2 protein-coding genes (1 of these 2 running past the window's edge) are annotated in these 22,318 nt (G+C 74.4%); both read left to right on the top strand.

The window, feature by feature from the left end; genetic code table 11:
- Positions 1-3,275, top strand: partial view of an amino acid adenylation domain-containing protein gene (locus ACN265_RS18410; protein ID WP_421408692.1) — the 3' portion only. 1,309 nt of this gene lie to the left of the window's left edge; 3,275 of the gene's 4,584 nt are visible here — the last part of the coding sequence; the start codon falls outside the window, past its left edge; it ends in the stop codon at positions 3,273-3,275.
- Entirely contained in the window at positions 3,275-22,318 is a 19,044-nt protein-coding gene (locus ACN265_RS18405; RefSeq protein ID WP_421408691.1) for an L-histidine N(alpha)-methyltransferase, read from the top strand. The genes ACN265_RS18410 and ACN265_RS18405 overlap by 1 nt, the downstream gene beginning before the upstream one ends.

The following is a 22,318-nucleotide window of genomic DNA, read 5'->3' as shown; positions in this document are numbered from 1 at the left end:
GTGAGCTGTTCGACCGCACCACGGCCGAGCGGCTGGCCGAGCACTTCCGGCTGCTGCTCGAGGCCGTCACCGCCGACCCGGGGCAGCGGATCGGTGACCTCGCCCTCACCACCGCGCAGGAGCACGCCCTCGTCGAGCGGGCCAACGCCACCCGGGTCGGGCGGCCCCACGACGTGAGCGTGGCCGATCTCGTGCTGGCCCGCGCGGCGTCGGCCCCGGAGCGGGTCGCGGTGATCGACGCCGACGGTACGACCGGCTTCGGCGAACTGGCCGGGCGGGTGCACGCCCTGGCGCGAACCCTCGGTGCCGCCGGGGTGACCCGTGGCGACCTGGTCGGCGTGCTGTCCGGCCGGCGGGCCGCGATGATCGCGGCGATGCTGGCGGCGCACACCGTCGGTGCCGCCTACGTGCCGCTCGACCCGGACTTCCCACCCGCCCGCCTCGCCCACATCTGCACCGACGCCGGCCTCGCCGCGGTCCTGGTCGACCCCGCGTACGCCGACCGCCTGCCCGCCACGGCACCGGGCACCCGGATTCCGCTCGACGGCACCGCCACCGCGGCCCCCGGCCCGGTGGTCGCCTGCCGCGACGACGACCTCGCGTACGTGCTGTACACCTCCGGCTCCACCGGGCAGCCCAAGGGCGTCGAGGTCACCCACGGCAACCTGGTCAACTTCCTCACCGCGATGGCCGGGCAGCCCGGCTGCGCCGACGACGACGTGCTGCTGGCCGTCACCACGGCCGGGTTCGACATCGCCGGCCTGGAACTGCTGCTGCCGCTCACCCGGGGCGCCACCGTCCACCTCGCACCGGCGGAGGTCACCCGCGACGGCTTCGCGCTCGCCCGTCTGCTCGACGACAGTGGCGCGACGATCGTCCAGGCGACCCCGGCCACCTGGCAGATGCTGCTGGCCGCCGGCTGGCGCGGCCGGGTGCCCCGGCTGCTGTGCGGCGGGGAGGCGCTGAACGCCGAACTGGCGGCGGAGCTGCTGGACCGGGCCGGCGAACTGTGGAACATGTACGGCCCGACCGAGACCACGATCTGGTCCTCGGTGCTGCGGGTACGCCGCGACCGGCCGATCACGGTCGGCACCCCGATCGCGAACACGACGTTCCACCTCGCCGGCCCGGACGGTGACCCGGTCCCGTTCGGGGCCACCGGGGAACTGCTGATCGGCGGGGACGGCGTCGCCCGGGGCTACCGGGGCCGTCCCGAGCTGACCGCCGAGCGTTTCGTCGTGCGGGACGGGCAGCGCCACTACCGCACCGGGGACCTGGGCCGGTGGACCGACAACGGCGAGATGCTGCTGTTGGGCCGGGCCGACCGGCAGATCAAGCTACGTGGCCACCGCATCGAGCTCGGGGAGATCGAGGCGGCGATCCGTCGTACCGGCGTGACCGCCGAGGTGGGCGTGGTCCTGCGCGACGAGCAGCCGCGCCTGGTCGCCTTCGTCGTCGCCGAACCCGAGGCTGCCGCGACGGTCGTCACGCGGATCGGGGAGTGGCTGCCGGCGTACATGATCCCGTCCCGGACCGTGCCGCTGCTCCGGCTGCCGATGACCCCGAACGCCAAGGTCGACACCGTCCGGCTCGCCACCGCCCCGCTCGACGAGCTGATCCGTGACCTCGGCCACCCGCAGACGCCACGGGCACCCCGGCCGGACGACAGCGGCCGGCTGCTGGCCACCCTGCGGGAGCTGGCCGCGGGAGTGGCCGCCGTCGACCCGGACGAGATCCCGGTGGACCGGCCGCTCGGCGAGGCCGGCTTCGACTCGGTCGGTTTCACCCGCCTGGCGATGGCGGTCCGCGTCCGCTTCGGCGTCCCGGTCAGCCCCACGCTCTTCTACGCCCACCCCGTCCTCACCTCCCTCGCGGCGCACCTGGGCGTCACCCACCCGGCAGCGGTCACGGACAGTGGACCCGACGCCCGGCCGGCGGCGGCACCGCCGGTCCGGGTCGCCGGATCCGACGCACCGCCGCCGCGCACCGGCTATCCGCCGGTGGCGATCGTCGGCGTCGGCGGCCGGTTACCGGCCTCCGGGTCGCTGCGCGAGTTCTGGACGCACCTCGCCGAGGGCCGGGACCTCACCGAGCCCTACCCGGTGGGGCGCGGCTTCTCCGCGCGGCTGTTCCCGGAACGGTTCCGCGGATCGTTCGTGCGGGACGTCGACGCCTTCGACGCGGCGCGGTTCCGGATCTCGCCGCGCGAGGCGGGTCAGATGGATCCGCAGCACCGGCTCCTGCTGCACGCCGCCGACGAGGCGCTGCTCGACGCCGGGCTTCGGCCCGCGGCGCTGGCCGGGAGCCGCACCGGGGTCTTCGTCGGTCTCAGCGGCGCCGACTACCTGAGCCTGCTGCCCCCCGGATCGCCGGACATGGGTGACCACTTCCTGATCGGCAACGTCGCCTCGATCGCCGCCAACCGCATCTCGTACGTGTACGACCTGCGCGGCCCCAGCGCGGTCTACGACACCGCCTGCTCCAGCTCCCTGGTGGCGATCCACCGCGCGGCCCGTGCCCTGCACCTCGGCGACTGCGAGCTGGCCCTGGCCGGCGGCGCGAACCTGCTGCTGTCCCCGTACGGGTTCACCGGCCTACGCCGGGCCGGCATGCTCAGCCCCGACGGCCGGTGCAAGACCTTCGACGAGCGCGCGGACGGCTACGGCCGGGGCGAGGGCGTGGTGCTGCTGGCGCTCAAACTGCTGGACCGGGCGGTGGCCGACGGTGATCCGGTGCACGCCGTGCTGATCGGTTCGGCCGAGAACCACGGCGGCCACACCCACTCCCTGACCGTGCCCAACCCGCAGGCTCAGCGCGACGTTCTGATCGCGGCGCACCGGGCGGCGGCGGTGCCACCCGACACGATCGGCTACGTCGAGGCGCACGGCACCGGGACACCGCTCGGCGATCCGATCGAGGTCGACGCGCTGCGGGAGGCGTTCGCGCAGCTGTACCGCGACTGGGGACTGCCGGTCGTGCCGGGGCGCACCGGGCTCGGCTCGGTGAAGGCCAACATCGGCCACCTCGAGGCCGCCGCGGGTGTCGCCGGAGTGGTGAAGGTGCTGCTGAGCATGCGACACCGGCTGATGCCCGGCCTGGTCGGCCTGCGCACCCCCAACCCGATGATCGATCTGACCGGCAGCCCGTTCCGGCTCCAGGCCGAGACACAGCCCTGGGAACCGGCGGAGGGCGTACCGGCACGCGCCGGCGTCAGCTCCTTCGGCATGGGCGGCAGCAACGTACACGTCGTGGTGGCGGAAGCGGAGAGGCAGTGATGGGCAACAGCACCGAGGACCGCGCCGCCCGGCTGATCGTCCTGTCGGCCGCCGGCCGCGAACAGCTCGACCGGTACCGGACCGAGCTGGTGGCATGGTTGCAGGCGCACCCGCAGACGACGCTCGACCGGATCGAGAACACCCTGTGGACGGGCCGGGAGGAGCTGGCGGAACGGCTCGCCGTGGTGGTGACCAGCGTCGCGGAGCTGACCGAACGGCTCCGCGACGGCACGGGGACCGTCACCGGCACGGCCACGCGCACCACCGGTGAGCCGGTCGTGACCGGCGACCTGCACGAGGCTGCCAGGCTGTGGGTCGCGGGTGCCGCGATCGCCCGGCCACAACCCACGGGCCGGCGGCCGGCCCGGCTGTCACTACCGCAGCCGCCGCCGGTCACCCACCGGTACTGGATCGACCCGCCGGCCACCCTCGCCGCCGACCCGGCCGAGCGGACCCTCACCGGCGACGAGTTCTACCTGCGCGACCACGCCCTGGGCCAGGTGCGCATCCTGCCCGCCGTCGTCGCCCTCGAATTCGCCGTCGACGCCGCCACCCGGGCCGGGCACGGCACCGCGACGGGCGTCGAGAACGTCATCTGGGCCCGACCGGTGGTGCTCACCAGCGAGCCGGTCCGGATACGGGTGCGACTGGTGCCCGCCCCCGACGGCGTCGCCTACGAGCTGCGCCGCGTCGACGGCACCCGGGACGGGGAGCTGTGCTCGACGGGGACCCTGCGCTTCGACGACGTCGCGACGGCGGCCCGCCTCGACCTGACCGCGGTGCGTGCCCGCCTGCCCCGCACCGCCTCGGCGGACGACTGCTACGCGGTCTTCACCGCGCTCGGCGGCGGATACGGACCGAGCCTGCGCGGGTTACGCGGGATCCGTTTCACCCCCGGCGAGGCGCTGGCCGAGGTCGGCGTGCCGGACGCCGCCGACCTGCCGTTCGAGGACTTCACCCTGCACCCCTCCCTGCTGGACGCGATGCTGCAGGCGGCGCTCTGGACCGCCGCCGACCCGTCCGCCCCGCGCCCGCGCGAGCTGCCCTTCTCCATCGACCGGGTGGAGATCCTCGGGCCGCTGCCGGAGCACGGGTACGTCCACGCCGTCGCCACCGGTACAGGACACGACATCGCCCTCGCCGCCGCCGACGGCCGCGTCGCCGTCCGGCTGCACGGTGTCGTCACCCGCGCGGTCAGGGACCAGGCCGACGCGGTGGCCACCCACCTGCTGGCCCAACGGTGGCGGGACGCCCCGGTGCGCCCCGCTGTCCCGGCGGGGCGCACCGTGGTGCTGGACCCCGGCTCGGACAGCCCCTTCCCGAGCCCCGACCCGCTGGTGGTGGTCCGCCTCGGCGACGACGACCCGCTACCCGGCCTGATCCGGCTCTTCCGGGCCTGGGCCGCGCAGCCGAGCCGACGGCCGGTCCGGGTGCTGCACGTGTTCCGACCGTCCGGTGCGGCCACCGACGCCCGCCTGCTGGCCCTGGACGGCATGGCGCGCAGCATCGCCAACGAGCATCCGGACTTCCGGGTCGCGGTGATCAGCACCGACGACGCCGACCTGCGGGCGGTCGCCGCCGGGGAGGCCGCCGCCGAACACGAGTTCCGGGTCCGGTACGCCGCCGGCGGCCGGCAGGTGGCCCGGTGGGAGCCGATCGTCCCGGCACCCGCCCCGACGCCGCTGACGCCGCACGGGACGGTGCTGGTCACCGGCGGCGCCGGTGTGATCGGCCGACACCTGGTCACCCACCTGGGGCCATCGGCGCGGTACGTGCTGACCGGGCGGTCCGCCGACGCCGACCTGAGCGTCCTGCGTGCCGCCGGGATCGACGTGCACTACCTGTCCTGCGACCTGGCCGCGCCGGGTGCGGCCGAGCGGCTGGTCGCGCGGGTCCGTGAGACGTTCGGGCCGTTGCGGGGGGTGCTGCACCTGGCCGGCGTCACCCGTGACTCGTTCCTCCTGCGCAAGACCGACGAGGAGATCGCCGCGGTGCTGGGGCCCAAGGTCCACGGCACGCTCGCCCTGGACCGGGCGACGGCCACGGACCCGCTCGACTTCTTCGTCTGCTTCTCCTCGATGTCCGGGGCGGGCAGCCCGGGACAGGCCGACTACGCCTACGCCAACCGCTTCCTCGACGCGTTCACCGCCTGGCGACGCGACAGCGACCGCCCCGGTCGCAGCCTCAGCGTGCTGTGGTCGCTGTGGGCCGACGGCGGGATCCGGATGGACGCCGACGACGCCACGCAGGACCGCATCGTCCGCCGCTCCGGGTTGCGTCCACTGCCGACCGCGGCCGCCCTGGCCGCCTGGGACAGGGCGTTGGGCCACGACGGTGACCACGTGCTGGTCGCGCACGGGGAGCTGGACCGCATCCGGCAGCTGCTCGACGCGCCGGCAGCGGCACCGGCCCCGGCGGCGACGCCGGCCGACGCCACCGCTGCGGTCACCGCGGTCGCCGAGGAATTCCTGCGGGGCGTGCTGGCCGAGGTCTTCGACTACCCGCCGGAGGACATCGACGCGGACACCGCGTTCGAGCAGTACGGCATCGACTCGCTGCTGATCATGGACCTGACCCGGCGGCTCGAGGACCACTTCGGATCGCTGCCGAAGACCCTCTTCTTCGAATACCAGGACCTGCGCGGCCTCGCCGGCTGGTTCGCCGATCAGCACGGCACCCGCCTGACCGAACTCGTCCCGACGACACACCAGGCACCGGAGCCGCCGGTGGTCCCGGCCGTGGTGGCGGCCCCGGAACCCGACCCCGCCGGGCCCGGATCCACGCAGCCGGAGCCGATCGCGATCGTCGGCGTCGCGGCCAGGTTCGCCGAATCCGACACCCTCGACGAGTTCTGGGCGAACCTGCGGGCCGGCCGCGACCTGATCACCGAGATCCCGGCGGACCGCTGGGACTGGCGTGACTACGACCAGGCCACCCCGGCGGACCGGGCGGCCCGGTACAGCCGGTGGGGCAGCTTCCTGCGGGGCATCGACCGCTTCGACCCGCTCTTCTTCGGCATCTCCCCGCGAGAGGCGGAGATCATCGACCCCCAGGAGCGGCTGTTCCTCCAGACCGCCTGGCACGCCATGGAGAACGCCGGGCACACCCGGGCCGGCCTGCGGGGCCGCCGCGTCGGGGTCTACGCCGGCGCCATGTACGGCCTCTACCAGCTCCACGAGGCCGCCGACGGCCGGATCGGCGCGTCGTCGCACGCGTCCATCGCCAACCGCGTCTCGTACACCCTGGGCCTGACCGGTCCCAGCCTCGGGGTGGACACCATGTGCTCCTCCTCGCTGACCGCCATTCACCTCGCCGTCCGCGACCTGCGCTCCGGTGAGACCGAGATGGCCTTCGCCGGGGGTGTCAACCTGCACGTCCACCCCTACAAGTACCGGTTCCTCGGCCAGGGCGGCTTCACCTCCAGCGACGGCCGGTGCCGCAGCTTCGGTGCGGACGGTGACGGCTACGTGCCCGGCGAGGGCGTGGGCGTGGTGCTGCTCAGACCGCTGTCGGCCGCCATCCGGGACGGCGACCACATCCACGGCGTCATCCTCGGCACCTCCGTCAACCACGGCGGCAGGACCAACGGTTTCACCGTGCCCAACCCGGTCGCCCAGAGCGACCTCGTGGAGCGGGCGCTGACCGAGGCCGGGGTCACGGCAGCCTCGCTCGGTTACCTGGAGGCGCACGGCACCGGTACCGCCCTCGGCGACCCGGTGGAGATCCGGGCGCTGGCCCGCGCTCTGGACGCCTCCGGCCTGCCCCGGGACAGCCTGCCGATCGGCTCGGTGAAATCCAACATCGGCCATCTCGAGTCGGCCTCCGGGATGGCCGGACTCTGCAAGGTGCTCCTGCAGATCCGGCACGGGGAACTCGTACCGTCGTTGCACGCGGACCCGGTGAACCCGAACATCGACTTCGCCTCCACGCCGCTGCGGGTGCAGACCGAGGTGGCCCCCTGGCCCCGCCCGGATGGGCGGCCACGCCGCGCCGGCATCAGCTCGTTCGGCGCGGGCGGAGCCAACGCCCACCTGGTGGTCGAGGAACACCTCGCCGAGCCCTCTGCGGCCGTCGCGCCGCGCCCCCGGCTCTTCCCGCTGTCGGCCCGTACGCCGGAAAGCCTGCGCCTGCTGGCCGGGCGGCTCGCCGACGCCGTGGCCGACGGTCCCGCCGACCGGCTCGCCGACGTGGCGTACACCCTGCAACAGGGGCGCGAGGCATGGGCCGACCGCATGGTGGTGCTCGCCTCGACGGCGGACGAACTGGTCGACCGGCTGCGCGCGGGCACCGGAGACGGCGTGTGGACGGGTAGCGTCCGTGGCCGCAACGCCTCCCGCGCCGTCGTTCCGGCCGGCACGGACCTTCCGGACCTGGCGGCGGCCTGGACCGCCGGCGCGACAGTCGACTGGGGCGGCACCGGTCGGCGGCTGCCGCTGCCCGGATACCCGTTCGAGGAACTGCGCTGCTGGATCACCGAGCAGACCTGGGCGCCGCCGACGGCCGGCCCGGCCACGCACCCGCTGCTGGGCGCGATCGATCCGGCCGGCAGCATGACCGGGCTGACCTACCGAACCACGTTCCCACCCGGGCATCCGCTGATCGACGGACACCGCGTCGGCGACATGCGCCTGCTTCCCGCCGCGGCGGTCCTGGAGATGGCCCGGGCGGCCGCCGCGACCGTCGGCCACCCGGTGCCGGTCCGCCTGCGCGATGTCCGCTGGCTGCGCCCCTTCGTGGTCGCCGATGCCACCCGCTGCCTCGCGACCCGGCTGCGCAGCGACGGCACCGGCCTGGTCTTCTCCCTGCTCGACGACGCCGGTGACCTGGTGGCCGAGGGGGGCGTCGAGACACTGACCGGCGTCGTGCCGGAGCCCGTCGCGGTCGAGCGGATCCGGACGGCCCTGCCGCACCGGCACGACGGAGCGGCCGTCTACGCCGACCTCGCCGCTGCCGGCCTGGTCTACGGCCCCGCCCTGCGAGCCGTCGAATGGATCGTGTCGGGCACCGGGGAGGCGCTGGCCAGCCTGCGCCTGCCCACCGAGGCCGCCCCGTTCGCCGGCTGCGCGCTGCCGCCCGCCCTGCTCGACGGTGCACTGCACACGTTCGCGGTGCTGCGGGACCCCACCGACGGGCCGGCGATGGTGCCGTTCGCGCTCGCCGCCGCCGAGGTTTTCGCGCCCCTACCGGACCAGGTGTACGCCCACGTCCGTGCCGTCGGCCCGGACCGGTACGACCTGACCCTGACCGACCGGGCCGGCGGCGTCTGCGTTCGACTGCGTGACCTGGCCCTGCGCCCGGCTCCCGGGGCGCGGACGTCCCGTGCCGGGTCCGCCGTGGCCGGGCCGGCGGTGGACGACCTGATGTACGTACCCCGCTGGTCCCCGACTCCGGCCGAGCCCCTGACCGTGGACGACGCGGACACCTGGGTGATCGGTCCTCCCGCCGCCGCGCCGCTCGCCGCCGTCCTCGCCGCCCGGCTCGGCGGCGCGGTCACCGACATCGGCGCCGACGGCTCCGTCGTGCCGGCCGGACGGCCGGGCCACGTGGTCGTGCTCTCCGGCCCAGCCGCCGGCCGCACCGACGACCTCGCCGCCCTCGACCGCGCGCAGGAGCACGGCGTCCTGGCCCTGTTCCGCGTCGCCAAGGCGTTACAGCGGTCGGGCGCACCGGTACGGCTCACCGTGGTCACCGAGGACGCCCTGAGCACCGGCCCGGAACCGGTCGGCAACCCCTACGCGGCGAGCCTGCACGGACTGGCCCTCTCCCTGGCCCGGGAACACCCGCGCTGGCGGGTGGCGGTGGTCGACCGCTCGTCGACCGATCCCCTGTCCGCCGACGTCCTCGACGTGCCCGCCGGCGGCCCGTACGCCCTGCGCGCCGGTGTCCTGCACCGGCGGAGCCTGGTCCCCGTCACCGCCGCTGCGCCCCGCGAGGCGATCCGCCACGGGGGCGTCTACCTGATCCTCGGCGGCGCCGGAGGCATCGGCCTGGAGCTCACCGAATGGCTGGTACGCGGCTACCGGGCGAGGGTGGTGCTGGTCGGCCGCAGCGAGCTGGACGACGGACGCCGGGAACGACTGCGCCGCCTGGACCCGGCCGGCGAGCTGGTGTCGTACCGCAGGGCCGACGCCACCGACCCGGCGGCACTCGCCGACGTGGTCACGGCTGTCCGGACCCGGCACGGCGCGTTGCACGGGGTCGTGCACGCCACCATCGTGCTGCGTGACCAGATCGTCGCCACGATGACCGAGGAGACCTTCCGGACCGTTCTCGACGCCAAGACGCGGACCTCGGTGGCCCTGCACCACGCCATCGGAACCGCCGCCGGGCTCGACTTCGTGCTGTTCTTCTCCTCCGCGGTGGCGCTGTCGGGCAGCGCCGGGCAGGCCAACTACGCCGCCGGATCGACGTTCGAGGACGCGTTCGCCCAGCACCTCGACGGCGTCCTGCCCGCCCGTTCGGCCGTCATCAACTGGGGTTACTGGGGCACCGTGGGCATCGTCGCGGACGAACGGTACCGGGAGCGACTGGCCCGGACCGGAATCCGGTCGATCACCCCGGCGGAGGGCATGGCGGCGGTGCACGACGTGCTGGGTCGTACCGACCGGCAGGTCGTGGTGATCAAGGCGGACGCCGGTGTGCTGACCGCCGCCGGGGTCGAGCTGCCCGGAGACCCGGCCGGCGACGACGAACTGGCGCCATCGGCGGCTGCCCTGGCACCGGTCGCGCCGCTGTTGACCGACGCCGACCAGGCGTCGCTGGACGGAATCGTGACCGGCTGGCTGTGGGAGCTGTTCCGCAACGAGGGCGTGTTCCGCAGCGACAACGAGCGGTGGACCGCCGTCGACGTCCAGCGACGGCTGCGGATCGCCGACGGGCAGTCCCGGCTCTTCGCCGAACTGCTGCGGGTGCTCACCGCGGCCGGCTTCCTGCACGACGACGGCACCGCGCTGGTCCCCACGAACCGGTCGGCCCCGGTGGACCCGGAGAACGAGCTGATCGCACTCTGCGCGCGCCAGCCGGCACTGAACCGCATCGACCGCCTGCTGAGGCCCTGCATGCGCGACCTGTTCGGGGTGCTGAGGGGCAGCGTGCGCGCCACCGAGGTGATGTTCCCCGGCGGGTCCACGGCGTTGGTGGAGGACGCCTACCGGGGCAGCCCCGTCGTCGACCGTGCCAACGAACTCGTGGTGGCCGCGGCGCTGGACCGGATCGGCCGGCTGGGCGGACCGGTCACGGTCGTCGAGATCGGGGCCGGGACCGGTGGCACCACCGCGAGCCTGCTGCCCGCCCTGACCGCCACCGGCAGGGATCTGACCTACGTGTACACCGACATCTCGCCCGCGTTCCTGCAACACGGCCGGCAGCGGTTCGCCGAGCGCTACCCGACGGTGCGCTTCCAACGACTCGACATCTCCGGCGACCCGGCCGCGCAGGGATTCCCGCCCGGCGAGGCGGATCTCGTGGTGGCGGCCAACGTCCTGCACGCCACCCCGGACCTGCTGCACACCCTGCGCGCGGTCGCGGCGCTGCTCAAACCAGGCGGACACCTGGTGCTCAACGAGGCCAGCAGCAACGCCGTCACCACGACGCTCACCTTCGGCCTGCTCGACGGCTGGTGGCTGCACCGCGACACCGGCCTGCGCCTGCCCGGATCCCCCCTGCTGTCCGGGGCTGGCTGGCGCACCGCGCTCGAGCTGGCCGGGTTCGCCCGCAGCCGGGCCCTCCCCGCCGACCGGGCGCTCACCCAGCACGTCGTCGTCGCGGCCACCGGCCCGGCCCCGGCGACCGGCCCGGCTGCGGCGACACCCGTGCCGGCGGTGTCGCAGCCGAGCCCCGCCGCCGCGCAGCCGCTGGCCGAGCCCGACCGCGAGGCGACAGCCGGGTCGCCGCCGCGCCCCGGCGACGCGCAGCGGCTCGTCGAGGCAGCCCGCGAGTACGTCAAGGACGCGTTCGTCCAGGTCCTCCAGGTGCCCCGCGACCGGCTGTGGCTGGACGAGACGTACGAGAACTTCGGGGTCGACTCGTTGACCGTGCCCCGCATCGCCGACCTGCTCGCCGAACGGATGGGGGACCTGCCGGCCACCCTGCTGTTCGAGCACCCGACCATCCGCGAGGTCGCCGACCACCTGGTCGAGCGGTACCCGCAGAGCGTCAGGGGCCTGCTGCCCGCCGAACCCCCGCCCGTGCCGGTGGTCGGTCCGTCGGCACCGTCCGTGCCGGCGGCGACGGTCGAGCCCGCCGAGCGGCCGACGCCGACGACGGACACCCGGATCGCCGTGATCGGCATGGCCGGCCGGTACCCGCTCGCCGACGACGTCGACACGTTCTGGGCCAACCTGCGGGCCGGCCGGGACTGCGTCCGCGAGGTACCGGCCGACCGCTGGGATCCGTCGGCGGTCTCCGAGGTGGACGGCAGACCGGTCAGCCGGTGGGGTGGCTTCCTCGACCACATCGACGAGTTCGACCCGCGGTTCTTCCAGATGTCGATGCGTGAGGCGGAACTGACCGACCCGCAGGAGAGACTGTTCCTGCAGACCGCCTGGCACACCCTGGAGGACGCCGGATATCCGCACGGCCGGCTCCGGGGCAGCCGGGTGGGCGTCTACGTCGGCGTCATGTACGGCCACTACCAGCTCCTGGAGGACGAGCGCGGGCTGGCCGGGGGAATGGGCTACGCGTCGATCGCCAACCGGGTGTCGTACGTCCTCGACCTGCACGGCCCGAGCCTGGCCGTCGACACCATGTGCTCGTCGTCCCTGACCGCCATCCATCTCGCCTGTACGGCACTGGCCGCCGGGAACGCGGACTACGCGCTGGTGGGCGGCGTGAACCTCACCCCGCATCCGCGCAAGTACCGGCAACTCGCGGCCGGCGGGTTCACCGGCGACATCGGGCGGTGCCGCAGCTTCGCGGCCGGCGGCGACGGCATGGTCCCCGGTGAGGGCGTCGGCGCGGTCCTGCTCAAGCCGCTGGCCGCCGCCGAACGCGACGGTGACCGCATCCTCGGGGTCATCCTCGGCAGCGCCGTCAACCACGGCGGCAAGACCGGCGGGTACGCCGTACCCAGCCCGGGCGCCCAGAGCGAGGTCGTCACGAGCGCCCTGCGGGCCGCCGGTGTCGACCCGGCCACCGTGTCGTACGTGGAGGCGCACGGCACCGGCACGGCGCTGGGCGATCCCGCCGAGATCGCCGGCCTGACCCCGGTGTTCGGCGACGCCCCCGCCGCATCGATCGCCATCGGCTCGGTGAAGTCGTCCGTCGGTCACCTGGAGTCCGCGGCGGGCATCGCGGGTCTGACGAAGGTGCTGCTGCAGATGCGGGCGGGGGAACTCGCGCCGTCACTGCACGCCGAGGACCTCAACCCGGCCGTCGACTGGGCGGGCGTCCCGTTCCGCGTGCAGCGCGAGGTGGCACCGTGGACCGGCCCGCAGCCACTGCGTGCCGGGGTCAGCGCCTTCGGCGCCGGTGGCTCCAACGCGCACGTCCTGGTCGAGCAGTACCGGGCCGGATCACCCTCCGGCGTCGTACCGGTGCCGGCCGTCTTCCCGTTCTCGGCGCGCGACGCGCAGGCGCTGCGCCGCGTCGTCGAGCGGATGCTGGACCGGTTGCGCGGCGGGGCGGCCGGACCCGGCCTGTCCGAGATCGCCTCGGCCGCCGGGGTGCCGGTCACCGCCGTCGACGAGCCGCTCGACGAACTCGGCCTGGACCCCGCCGTGATCATGCGGCTGGCCGGGCGGGACAGCACCCTGAACGTCGGGGCCGTGCACAGCGGATCGACCCTGCGTCAGCTTGCCGCGGCCCTGCCGGCCGCCGCGGACCTCGACCTCGACCGGCTGGCCTACACGCTCCAGACCGGGCGCGAGGCGATGGCACACCGGCTCGCCGTGGTCGCCCGTCGGCCCGACGAGCTGATCGACCAGCTCGACTCCTTCCTCGCCGGGCGGTCGTCGGGCTGGACCGGGGTGGTCACCGCGGAGCCCGGCCCCCCGGTCGCGCCGGACCCGGACCCGCGCGACGTCGCACGCCGCTGGGTGGCCGGCGAGGTGATCGACTGGCGGGGGACGCCCGGCCGCGGACCGGAGCCGCTGTCGCTGCCCGGGTACCCGTTCGAGCGGGTCCGCTGCTGGATCCGCTCCGCCGCGCCGACGGTCGCCACGCCGGTGCCGGGCCGGCCGACCGGCCCGCGCCGCCCCGCGCTGGACACCGTGCTGCGACTGGTCAGCGGAATCAGCGGCTATCCGGTGACCGACCTCGACCCGGATGCGTCGTTCCACGATCACGGGCTCGACTCGTTGGCGCTGCTGAGGCTGGCCGGTGACGTCGCCGCCGCGTTCGGGGTGCCGGTCGGCCCGGACCAGCTGCTGGCCACCCCGACCGCCAAGGCCCTGGCCGAGTGGCTCACCCGCGACGACCCGGGTGCGGCACCGGATCCGTCCGGTCCGCCCGGGACGGACGATCCGGTGGTGATCGTCGGCATGGCCGGGGTGCTGCCGGGCTCCGCCGATCTGGACGAGTTCTGGGCCAACCTGGAACGTGGCGGGGACCTCTTCTCCGACGTGCCGGCCGACCGGTGGGACGTGCGGGAGCACCACGGCGATCCCGCCGGCCACCCGGAACACACCCGAGTGACCCGGGCCGGTTTCATCGCCGACGTCGACCGGTTCGACCCGCTGTTCTTCGGCATCTCCCCCCGGGAGGCCCGCTGGATGGACCCGCGGCAGCGGTTGCTGATGCGTACGGTGTGGGCTGCGCTGGAGGACGCCGGCATCGACCCCGGCGACCTGGCCGGCACCGACACCGGGCTCTTCGTGGGCGTCGGTTCCTCCGAATACGCCGAGCTGATCCAGCGTTCCGGTACCGCCACCGACGCCTACTCGTCGACCGGTCTCGCCCCGTCGATGCTGGCCAACCGCATCTCCTACCAGCTCGACCTGCACGGTCCCAGTGAACCGGTGGACACCGCCTGTTCCAGTTCGCTCGTCGCGCTGCACCGGGCGGCGGAGGCGCTGCGCCTGGGACGGTGCGGCACCGTCATCGTCGCCGGTGTCAGCCTGATGCTGTCTCCGGTCACGTTCGCCTCGCTGGAACGCGCCGGGATGCTCAGCCCGGACGGTGTCGGTCGGGCGTTCGACGCCGACGCGGCCGGCTACGTACGCGGCGAGGGGGTCGGCGTCGTGGTACTCACCCGGCTCAGCCGGGCCCGGGCCGACGGCAATCCCATCCTGGCGGTGCTACGTGGCAGCGCGGTGAACCACGGCGGCCGGGCCAACTCGTTGACCGCACCCAACCCGCGCGCCCAGGCCGAGGTGATCCGACAGGCGCACCGGGAGGCGGCGGTCGACCCGCAGACGATCGGATACCTGGAGACGCACGGCACCGGCACCGTCATCGGTGACCCCGCCGAGACCAACGGGTTGCGCGAGGCGTTCGCCGACCTCTACCGCGACTGGGGCCACGAGGCGTCGGCCCGGCCGCACTGCGCCCTCGGGGCGCTGAAGAACACCATCGGCCATCTCGAACCGGCGGCGGGGATCGCCGCCGTGCTGCGGGTCCTGCTGTCGCTGCGGCACGGCCGGATCACCGGCGACCCGCACGGGCCGCGGCAGAACCCGCACCTGGGTCTGCAGGGCACCCCGTTCGAGTTGGCGACGGGGCTGCGGGAGTGGCCGCCGCCCGCGCCGGCAGTGCCACGCCGCGCCGGGGTGAGCGCCTTCGGGTACGGCGGAGCCAACGCCCACGTCGTGCTCGAGGAGTACCCGAGCGCGCAGCCGCACCCGCCGGCGGGACCGGTGGTGTTCGTCCTGTCCGCCAGGGACGGCGACCGGCTGCGGGCGTACGCACGTGCCTTCGCCGACCGGCCGGACCGGTGGGCGCACGACCTGGCGGGTACCGCGTACACCCTGCAGGTGGGGCGTGGGGCGTACGCCCAGCGGCTGGCGTTCGTCACGGACTCCGCCGAGCACGCCGTCACCACGCTGCGTCGATTCCTCGCCGGTGACACCACCGGTCTGCACACCGGGCGGGTCGAGCGGGGCGCAGGCGGTGACCCGTACGACGGCCACGGCGACGACGAGACGGCTGCCGCCTGGGTACGGGGCGCGCGGGTGGACTGGCGTCGCCGGTGGGTGGACCGGCCCCGTCGGCGGTCCCTGCCGACGTACCCGTTCGCGCGGGAACGGCACTGGTTCACCGACGGCACGACGGCCCCGCCGATCAGCTACTTCACGGCGACCTGGCGGGACGAGCCGGTCCCGGCGCCCGGGGAGCACCCGGGCCGGGTGTTGGTCCTGGGTGACCTGCCGGTGCCGGGCGCGGTGCACGTCGTGGCGGGCACCGAGTACCGCGACGAGGGCACGGTGGTCACCATCCGGCCCGGCGAGCAGGACGACTACGCCCGGCTGCTCGCCGACCCACCGACCCGGATCGTGCACCAGTGGCCGCTGCTCACACCCGGCCGCGACGACCTGGGGATCGAGGCGATGTTCCGGATCGTCAAGGAGCTGACGGCCCACGGCACCCGCGCCCCGGCCCGCATCCAGGTGCTGGTGCCGGAGGGCCCCCACGCCGAGGCGTGGGGCGGGTTCGACGTGTCGTTGCGGGCCGCGCTGCCGGGAACGAACGTCAGCGTCGTACGGGTCGAGGGCCCCACCGGTACCGACGAACTACTCGCCGAGATCGCCGCGCACCGGCTGTCGGGTCCGGCCGTTCGGGTGTCGGCGACCGGCCGCACGGTCCGGGTGCTCAGCGAGATCCCCGCTGAGCCGGTCCTGCCCTCGCCGCTGCGCGACGGTGGCGTCTACCTGATCACCGGCGGCCTGGGCGGCCTCGGCGTGCTGCTGACCCGGACGCTGCTGTCGCGCGGCGCCCGGGTCGCGCTGACCGGCCGCTCGCCGGCCGCCGAGCGGAACGGAGCACTGGCGGAGCTGCGTGCCCACGGCGACGTCGCGTACCACCAGGCGGCCGTCGACGACCGCGCCGCCATGGCCCGTGTCGTGGCGGAGGTGACCGCCACCTGGGGCCCCCTCGACGGGGTCTTCCACCTGGCCGGCACCGTGTCGCGCACCCCGCTGCCCGGCAAGAGCCTCGACGAGTTCCGTGCGCACCTGCGGGCCCGGCTCACCGGGACCGTGGTTCTCGACGAGGTTACCCGCGACCAACCGCTGGACGTGTTCGTGCTCTACTCGTCGCTGGCCGGGCAGCTCGGTGACTACGGTCTCCTGGACTACGCAGTCGGTGCCCGGTACCTCGACGGGCTCGCCACCGCGCGGGAACGGGAGCGCCGAGCCGGACGCCGACGTGGTCGTACCGTATCGGTGGACTGGCCGATGTGGCGTGCCGGCGGCATGCACGTGGACGCCGGGGACGAGCGCCGCTACCTGGCCGCCACCGGCTTCCGCTACCTGGAGGCGGCAGAGGGCGGGCAGGTGCTCGACCTGGTGCTGCGCCTCGACCGTGACCAGGTGGCCGTCCTGCCCGGTGAGCCGGCCGCGATGCGGGAACTGGTGGCCGGGATGCGCCTGCGTGAGGACGGCTGCCCGGTGCCGTCGTCCGGCCCGCTCGCCGCTCCCGCCGCCCCAGGGCCGGACGCCGCACCGGGACCGGACATCGCTCCCGGGCCGGACGTCGCTTCCGGGCCGTACGTCGCTTCCGGGCCGGATGTCGCTTCCGGGCCGTACGTCGCTCCCGGGCCGGAGCTGGTCGGGCAGGTCCGCGGGTTGGTCGGCGAGATCCTCGGGATCGCCCCGTCCACACTCGACCCGGAGGCCGGCTTCGGCGAGTACGGCCTGGACTCCTTCGGCCTGCAGAACCTGGCCGCGGCGCTGGCCGTCCGCTACGACGTGGCCGTGCCGACCACGACGCTGTTCGCCGCCAACACCATCACGAAACTCGCCGCGCACCTCGCGGCCGAGCTACCCGCGACCCCGACCGTCGAGCCGGTCGTACCCGAGTCGGTCGTATCCGGGCCGGTCGCACCCGAGCCGGTCGTCGCACCCGCACCCGTATCCGGGACCGCCGCCTCGGCACCGGCCGACCACGAGCCGGTCGCGATCATCGGCCTCGCCGGGCGGCTGCCCGGCGCCGACGACCTGGAATCCTTCTGGCAGCACCTCGCGGCCGGCCGGGACCTGATCACCGAGACGCCCGCCGACCGGTGGGACTGGCGGGAGGTCGCCCGTCGCTTCGGCGGCACCGCCCGCTGGGGTGGCTTCCTGACCGACGTGGACCTGTTCGACCCGCTGTTCTTCCGCATCTCACCGGCCGAGGCACAGGTCATCGACCCGCAGCACCGCCTGTTCCTGGAGCAGACGTGGGCTGCGCTGGAGGACGCGGGATGTCGCCCGGACCGGCTCGCGGGTGGCCGGGTGTGCGTCTTCGCCGGGGTGCAGTTCACCGACTACGAGTCGATGGTGCTCAACGGCGAGCACGTCAACGCGCACGCCGGCACCGGACTGGCCCGCACCATGCTGGCCAACCGCATCTCGTACCTGCTCGACCTGCGGGGCCCGAGCGAGAGCATCGACACCGCCTGCTCCAGCTCGCTGGTCGCCCTGCACCGCGCCGTCCGGTCGTTGCGCGCGGGGGAGAGCGACCTGGCCATCGCCGGTGGGGTGAGCCTCGTGCTGTCCCCGCAGACCGTCGTCGCCGGCAACCAGCTCGGGGTGCTCGCGCCCGACGGCCGGTGCAAGACGCTCGACGAGCGGGCCGACGGCTACGTCAAGGGGGAGGGTGTCGGTGTCGTCGTCCTCAAGACGCTGTCCCGGGCCCTCGCCGACGGCGACCGGGTGCACGCGGTCATCCGCGGCAGCGCGGTCAACCACGGTGGCCGCGCCTCGTCACTCACCTCACCGAACCCCCTCGCACAGGCGGATCTGCTGGTCGAGGCGTACCGGGACGCGGACGTGCCGATCGAGACGGTGTCCTACGTCGAGCTGCACGGCACCGGCACCGCACTCGGTGACCCCGTCGAGATCGACGGCCTGGTCCGGGCCCACCGGACGCTTGCCGTCGGGCCCCCGGTCACCTGCGGCATCGGCACGGTCAAGAGCAACATCGGGCACCTGGAACCCGCCGCGGGCATCGCGGGCGTGATCAAGGTGGTGCTGGCGATGCGGCACCGACAGCTTCCGCCGACGCTGCATCTCTCCCGGCTCAACCCGCTGATCGAGCTGACCGGCACGCCGTTCGAGCCGGTCCGGCAGACCCGCCGGTGGGAGCCGCGCGACGCCGACGGCACCTGCGTGCCGCTGCGCGCCGGAGTCAGCTCGTTCGGCTTCGGCGGGGTCAATGCCCACGTCGTGCTGGAGGAGCCACCCACGCCCGCGCCGGCACCGCCGGACACCGGACCGGAGGTGTTCCTGCTGTCGGCACGCGACGAGGCCGCCCTGCACCGGTACGCCAGAGCGACCTGGACGTTCCTGGGGGACCAGCAGCCCGCCCTGTCGTCGCTGGCCCACACCTCGCAGGTGGGCCGGGTCCCGATGGCGGTGCGTCTGGCCTTGGTCTGCACGTCCGTGGCGCAGTTGCGGGACCTGCTCGCCGCGTTCCTGGCCGGCGACCTCGCGGCGGGCACCGTCGCCGGCGACCACGACTGGCTCACCGAGCCGGAGGGCGTCAGCTATCTGCGGCGGCTGGCCCGCGAGGGGCGGCTCGACCGGATCGCGCGGTTGTGGCAGGACGGCGCGGCCATCGACTGGGCCGCGCTGCGCACCGATCGACCTGCCCTCACCTCGATGCCGACGTACCCGTTCGCGCGGGAACGGCACTGGCTTCCCACCGGGTCCGACCCGGCGTCGGAGGATTCCCGGCGGCTGCTGGTCAAGGCGTGGGAGCCGGCGTCGCTGCCGTCCGCGTCGGCACCGGACGCACCGGTGGTCCTGGTCGGTGCCGAGACCGAGGCGCTCGCGCTGGCGGCGTTCGGGGAGACCGCGCGGGTGGTCCGGCTGGACGACACCACCGAGGAGACCGGCCTACGGGCCGCCACCGCGATCGGCCGGGCAACGGTCGTGGTGGACCTCGTCGACCTGTCCGCGGTCGCGGTGGCCGAGGTGCACGTCGACTGGGCACGCATCGTGCTGGCCCGGGAGCTGGTCGCGGCGAACCGGACCACCGGACTGGCCTACCTGCACCTGACGCGGGGGCTGGTGACCTTCGGCGTCGAGAACCCGACGCTGCGGGGAGCAGCGTTCGCCGGTCTGGTCCGGATGCTCACCGCCGAGTACCCCGCCGTGTCCGCCCGTACCGTCGACGTCGATGTCACGGACCCGGAGGTGGTGCGTGACGTGGCCGCCGCGGAGCTGGCGGCGACCGATCGGGTCACCGAGGCGTGCGTGCGCGACGGCCTCCGGTACACACCGGTGCTGCGGCCAGTGGACGCCTCTCCGGCACCGGCCCGGTGGTCGGCCACGCTGGCCGGTCAACCGGTGGTGATCACTGGCGGAACCGGTGCGCTCGGCCGGCTGCTGGCTGCGGAACTCCTCGCGCGGGGCGCGGACCGGCTGGTGCTGCTCGGGCAGTCGCCACTGCCCGCCCGGGAGACCTGGGCGGCCCTGATCGCCGCCGCGGACACCGATCCGGACCTGGCCGCCCGGCTCCGCGACCTCACCGCGCTGGAGCGCCCCGGGGTGCACCTGATGATCGAGAGCACCCCGCTGGAGCGCGTCGGGCAGGTGCTCGACCGGGTGCGGCGGCAGTGGGGTCCGATCGCCGGCCTCGTGCACTGTGCCGGGCTGGGGGTGATGACCGACCCCGCGTTCATCGGCAAGCGCACCGCCGACATGCGCGCGGTGCTGGAACCGAAGACGACAGGCCTGCAGGCGGTGCTCGACGCGTGCGCGGACGACCCGCTGCGCTTCGTGGTGCTGTACTCGTCGGTCGCCGGCCAGGTGCCCACCCTGGCGGTCGGGATGAGCGACTACGCGCTGGCCAACTCGGTGCTGGACCGGGTGGCCGAGTACCGGACCGCCACCGGCACGGGTGTTCCGGTCTTCCGGTCGGTGCAGTGGCCGAGCTGGCAGGCGGCCGGCATGCCGGAGGTGGACACCCCGACCTACCGCGCCCGAGGGCTGCTGGCGCTGGCCCCGCGGGACGGCCTGGCGCTGCTGGACGCGGCGCTGGCCGGACCCGACCCGGTCGTACTGCCGTGCGTCGTGGACGCCTCCCGGTTCGCCGCGCGTTCCCTCCTGGAGGTCACCCCGTCTGCGGCCGCGACCCCGTCCGCGCCGGCCGCCGCTGCCGTCCAGGTGCTGCCGGCGGGGCACGGGATCCGCTCCGGCGACCACGGGGTACGACGGCTCACCGAGGTCTTCGCGGCGACGTTGCGCCTGGACGCCGCGCAGATCCCGCCCGACGCCGATTTCGCCGACCTCGGCGTGGACTCCATCATGATCGCCCAACTGCTCGCCGCCCTGGAGCGCGACCTCCAGGTGGTCGTCGAGCCGTCGGTGCTGCTGGAGAACCCCACCATCGCCCAGCTGAGCACCGCCCTGACCGGCGTACCGCCGGAGGAGCCGGTGCCCACGGAGCCGCAACCGGAGCGCGGGACGCAACCGGGGCACGGGCCGCAACCGGGGCGCGGAACGCAACCGGAGCGCGGGACGCAACCGGCCCCGAGGACGCCGCAGGTGCGGGGGATCGCCGTGGTGGGCATCGCCGCACACTTCCCCGGCGCCCCCGACCACGCCACCTTCTGGCGCAACCTGGTCGGCGGGGTGGACTCGGTGACCGAGGTGCCGCCGTCCCGCTGGGACGTGGACCGCTTCTGGCACCCGGTTCAGCAGCCCGGCAGAACCGTCAGTAAGTGGGGCGGGTTCCTGGACGCCATCGAGGACTTCGACCCGGAGTTCTTCCGCCTCGACCCGGCCGGCGCCGCCCACGTCGATCCGCTGGTGCGGCAGTTCCTGGAGGCCGGAGCCGAGTGCATGGCCGACGCGGGCCTGACACCCGCCGACGTGGCCGGCCGCCGGGTGGGGGTCTTCGCCGGTGCCCGGGTGGCGAACTTCGGCGCCCACCACACGGCCGCGACCACCCATTCGATCAGCGGCATGGCGCAGAACTTCATCGCCGCGCATCTCTCGCACTACCTGGACGTGCACGGTCCGGCCATGGTCGTCGACAGCGCCTGCTCCTCCGGGCTGGTCGCGGTGCACCTCGCCGTGCAGAGCCTGCGGGCCGGCGAAACCGACACGGCACTCGCCGGCGGCGTCGAGATCCTGCTCGACGAGGTGCCGTTCGTCGGCATGAGCGGTGCCGGGGCGCTGTCACCCACCGGCCGGTGCCACACCTTCGACGAGCGCGCCGACGGCATCGTCCTCGGTGAGGGCGTGGGCGTCCTGCTGCTCAAGCGGGTCGAGGACGCGATCCGCGACGGCGACCGGGTGTACGCGGTCATCGAGGGCAGCGCCGTCAACAACGACGGCCGCACCATGGGCATCACCACACCGAACCCCCGGGCGCAGCGCGAGGTCATCGAGTCCGCGCTCGCCGTCGCCGGCGTGTCCCCGGCGCTGCTCGGCTACGTCGAGGCGCACGGCACCGGCACCATGATCGGCGATCCGATGGAGTTGAAGGCGTTGACCGAGGTATTGCGCGGCGCCACGGACGAGGTCGGGTTCTGCGGCGTGGGGAGCGTGAAGACCAACATCGGGCATACGCTCAGCGCCGCCGGGATCGCCGGCCTGATCAAGACGGTCCTGTCCGTGCACCACGGGCAGCTGCCGCCCACCCTGCACTGCGCGACGCTCAACCGGCGCTTCGAGTTCGACAGGTCACCACTGTTCCCGGTCCGCGAGCTGCGCGACTGGACCGGACGCGACGGCGTGCGCCGGGCCGGGGTCAGCTCGTTCGGCTTCGGCGGCACCAACGCCCACGTGGTGGTGCGCCAGGCGCCGCACAGCCAGGCCCGGGTGCGTGAACCGCTGGAGCCACCGCGGTACCGGCGACGCCGGTTCTGGTTCGACGGACCGGTGCCCACGTCGGCCAACGGCCACGGGAACGACCACGGCCCGGAGTCGCTCGCGCCGTTCTTCGAGATCCAGTTCTAG

Origin of the sequence: Micromonospora sp. WMMD730 (genome assembly GCF_049178955.1) — a bacterium.
Classification (GTDB): Bacteria; Actinomycetota; Actinomycetes; order Mycobacteriales; family Micromonosporaceae; genus Micromonospora; species Micromonospora wenchangensis.
This window is presented reverse-complemented; position numbering and strand designations above follow the sequence as displayed.